Raw genomic sequence first — 3,472 nt, 5'->3', positions numbered from 1 at the left:
CATGCTCCTCGCGTTGAAACTGGCCTATACGGAGGAAACGTGTCACACACGCAGGACATCAACAACAAGGTGCAGAACATCAAGAATGCGGCCATGCGGGTCTACGGCTCCCAGGGGCTCGAGGCAACCCACGGGTCACTCAACCCCACGACGACATGCTCAAACACCTGGCGACCGCCGACGAGTACGAACCGGTCGTCCGCTACCTGGCGATGTGTCTGCGCACCGGCGGCGACCTCGCCCGTCGCGTCGTCGAGCAGATGATCGCCGACGCCGAGCAGAGCCTGGCCCAGCAGGTGGAGCACGGGATCATCGTCGAAAGCGTCGACCCGAAGGCCCGGGCACGCTACGTGACGCTGAGTCAGGTCGGCGCGCTCGTCATGGAGTTCGCCATGGCCGAGCCGGGGACCACCAGCATGGAGATCTGGCAGAACCACGTGGCGACCACGATGCTGCCGGCTCTCGAGCTGTACTCGCACGGCATGCTCACCGACAACGGCGCAATGCTCGAAGAGCATAAGAAGTCCCTGTCCGGGCAGAGCGCCACGGCGCAGTAGCCGGGCCGAGATCGTACGGACGGCACCGTGCAAGAAGGACTTTCCGGTCAGGCTGGCGTTCAGCTCTACGAATCGAGATGCGACTTGGCCGAGCCCTTGTACCCCGATGAGCTGGAGCATATTCGCCGGGCCGTGCCCAAGCGGTTCAACGAGTTCTGCACCGTTCGGGCACTGGTCCGCCGGGGCCTGAAAGATTTCGGGCTCCCGAGGCCGTCGATGGTCCCCGGTGAGCGAGGTGAACCGCGCTGGCCGATGGGCGTGGTTGGCTCCATCACGCATTGCCAGGGTTATCGTGCGGTCGCGATCGGTCGCAGTTGCGAGGTGCGCGGCGTGGGAATCGATGCCGAGCCCAACCACCCCCTCCCCGGAGGCGTCTATCAGCGGATCTCCTCAGCGGACGAGAGGGCGGCGGCTGATCAAGTGGAGGTATTGCATCCGGACGTCTGCGGCGATAAGGTCCTTTTCAGTGCTAAGGAAGCGGTCTTCAAGGCGTGGTTCCCCCTAGAGCGCACCCTGCTGGGATTTGAGCAGGTGCAGATTATTCTGAGCCCCGACGGGCTTTTCACTGCAGCGATTCGCCCCTCCGCACCGCGTCAGAGGCCGGTCGGCGGCGTACCCGCCCGGCTCTCGGGGCATTGGGATCTCTCCGAAGGGATCCTGCGGACCGCTGTGGTCCTGCCGTCGCGAGAGACGGACTGATCCGATGATCACCACCGTGAGAGAACGAGCTAGGGAGCAGACCATGGTCGTGCCGGCCGACCTCCTCGGGAGCGCCGACTTCCGACACCGGCACGGCCTACGATTCGCCTACGTCGCGGGGTCCATGTACCGCGGGATCTCTTCGCCGGACATGGTTGTGCGGATGGGGCGGGCCGGTCTCCTGGCCTTCCTCGGCTCCGGAGGCCTGGCACCGGCGCGGCCCGGCCCGAGACAACGAGGAGCTCGGGTCGGGCCGCGCTGCACCGGGTGCCCAGCCAGCAGGCCAGTTCGTAGCCGATGAGTGCGCCCAGGCTGTGGCCGAAGAGGGCGAACGGCTCCTGCACACGAGCTGACACGGCTGGCCCCAGGCGGCTGATCACCTCGTCCATGGATGTCAGCGGGGACTCGCTGATCCGGGACTCGCGCCCAGGCAGGGTGATTCCGACGAGGTCAATCCACGGGGGGAGCAGCGCGGCCCAGCGGGCGTAGACGGAGGCTCCAGCACCGGCGTGGGGCAGGCACACGAGGGTGATCTGCCCGACCTGGTCGGCGGCGTTGCGCCAGTTCGTGAACCAGGCGTCGTCGGTTCGCTCTCGCATCAGCGCCAGCTCCGCGGCTCGGCGGCGGGGTACGTCGCTCGCATCCTCGACGATCAGTCGTGGAGGTCTCGGCGGGTGAAGAACAGGTACCCGATGACGAAGAGCACGACGGAGAACCCGCAGAGCAGAGCGATGCCGCCCCAGCCGTGCCCGGTGGTTAGCGGGTCGTCGCCGAACGCCCAGTGATAGGGCGAGAGCTTCGACAGCCACTCCAGGGAGGTGCTCGTCTTAGCGACCGCGTCGAAGACGTAGGCGGCCACGCAGACGGCTGCGCCCGCGCCGATGGCCCAGTTCTGCCGACCGCTCATGGCCCCCACGGTCAGCGCGGTGACGCCGCACGCGAGGGCGAGCGCGCCCCAGGCGATCGTGGCGGTGAGGGCGTTGCCCACCGAGAGCGAGAGCTTTGACGGGCCGTTGAGCACCAGGAGGCCCACGATGGTGGTGGCGCACAGGACCAGCGCTCGAGCCACGAGGGTGACCAGGCTCTCCAGGGCGTACTGGCCCCGCCCCACGGCGTGTGACATCGTCAGCTCCAGTCGCCCGGACTCCTCCGCCCCGGCGATGAATTGCGAGCCCCAGACGATGCAGGCCATGGCGGCGATCAGGAAGCCGAGCAGGCCGAAGTAGGTCGCCTGGGTGTAGCCGGCGCCCGTGGCGATCCTGTCGAGTCCTAGAGCTCCGGACATCTGCTGGGGCAGCGAATCGATCATGTCGCTGACCTGGGGCGTCTGGACGTTCGGATAGACGGGCAGGTAGAGGAGGAGCACCACGGCAAGACCGAGGGACCAGCCGATCAGTCCGCGGATGCCGCTGCGCAGCTGCCAGCGCAGGATCGGGAATGCAGCCGAGCGGTCGTCGGCGGTTCGTGCGGTCGAGGTCGTCATGAGGGGGTCACCGTGCTTTCGTAGAGTTCCAGGACGGATTCCTCGAGGTCCGGCTCCTCGAGGGTGAGATCGTGAATCGTGTAGTGGGAGAGGGTTTTGATCAGGGAGTCCGGTTCGCCGCGCAGCAGGCCCGACACCTGGACCATGGACTGGCCGATCTCGCGGACCTCCAGCTCGGTCAGCTCCGGGTGCTTCTCGAGCTGGGAGCGAAGGGACTGCGCGTCGGTGCCGGTGACTACCGTGCGCAGGCGTGAGGCGCCGGTGATGCGGAGCGAGGCGATGTCCCCCTCCGCCACGATCGTGCCGTGCGCAAGAACTGCTGCGGCGTCTGCCGTGTGCTGAATCTCACCAAGAATATGGGAGCTGAGGAGCACGGTCTGACCATTGTTCTGCGCTTCGCGGATGAGGTTGAGGAACTCATGCTGCATCAATGGATCGAGGCCGCTGGTGGGCTCATCGAGAATCAGCAGCTCGGGTTGGTGCATGAAGGCCTGGATCAGTCCGAGTTTCTGACGATTTCCCTTCGACAAATCGCGTACGGGCCTGTGGAGGTCGAGATCCAGGCGCTCGGCGAGCGATTCCACCGCGCCGGGCGCGACGGTGCCGCTGATGCTCTTGAAATGATCCAGCACCGACTCCCCGCTGCTCCGTTCCGTCAACTTGATCTCTCCCGGGAGATACCCGATGCGCCGGCGCAGCTCGGGTTTGGCCTTCTGCGGTGCTCGGCCGAGAA

Annotated in this window: 5 protein-coding genes; 2 read left to right on the top strand and 3 right to left on the bottom strand. The window is 66.4% G+C overall.

The features are described from left to right. Positions 1-155: 155 nt before the first annotated feature. Positions 156-557, top strand: a complete 402-nt coding sequence (locus tag HMPREF9062_RS01355) for a hypothetical protein (RefSeq protein WP_009409826.1) — start codon at positions 156-158, stop codon at positions 555-557. Positions 558-584: 27 nt separating this feature from the next. Then, entirely contained in the window at positions 585-1,256 is a 672-nt protein-coding gene (locus tag HMPREF9062_RS01350) for a 4'-phosphopantetheinyl transferase family protein (RefSeq protein WP_009409825.1), read from the top strand. Between the two features lie 29 nt (positions 1,257-1,285). Here the strand turns inward: HMPREF9062_RS01350 and HMPREF9062_RS13805 are convergent, their stop codons facing one another. The 3 genes from HMPREF9062_RS13805 to HMPREF9062_RS01340 form a co-directional block, all read right to left on the bottom strand. Then, on the bottom strand, positions 1,286-1,855 hold the full coding sequence (locus HMPREF9062_RS13805; RefSeq protein WP_009409824.1) for a thioesterase II family protein: 570 nt from the start codon (positions 1,853-1,855) through the stop codon (positions 1,286-1,288). Between the two features lie 53 nt (positions 1,856-1,908). Then, positions 1,909-2,739 carry an ABC transporter permease subunit gene (locus tag HMPREF9062_RS01345; RefSeq protein WP_009409823.1) on the bottom strand — a complete coding sequence of 277 codons (831 nt, stop codon included), beginning with the start codon at positions 2,737-2,739 and terminating at the stop codon, positions 1,909-1,911. After that, the coding region (locus tag HMPREF9062_RS01340) for an AAA family ATPase (protein ID WP_009409822.1) at positions 2,736-3,472 on the bottom strand (737 nt) is incomplete at its 5' end. The genes HMPREF9062_RS01345 and HMPREF9062_RS01340, both read right to left, overlap by 4 nt.

The sequence above is a fragment of the Actinomyces sp. oral taxon 448 str. F0400 genome, from assembly GCF_000220835.1.
Taxonomy (GTDB): Bacteria; Actinomycetota; Actinomycetes; order Actinomycetales; family Actinomycetaceae; genus Actinomyces.
The sequence above is the reverse complement of the archived record's forward strand: the minus strand, read 5'-3'. Positions and strand labels throughout refer to the sequence as shown.

Coding starts and splice junctions, on each gene's coding strand:
- HMPREF9062_RS01355 (WP_009409826.1), top strand. CDS start 156: ATGCTCAAACACCTGGCGACCGCCGACGAGTACGAACCGGTCGTCCGC.
- HMPREF9062_RS13805 (WP_009409824.1), bottom strand. CDS start 1,855: ATGCGAGAGCGAACCGACGACGCCTGGTTCACGAACTGGCGCAACGCC.
- HMPREF9062_RS01345 (WP_009409823.1), bottom strand. CDS start 2,739: ATGACGACCTCGACCGCACGAACCGCCGACGACCGCTCGGCTGCATTC.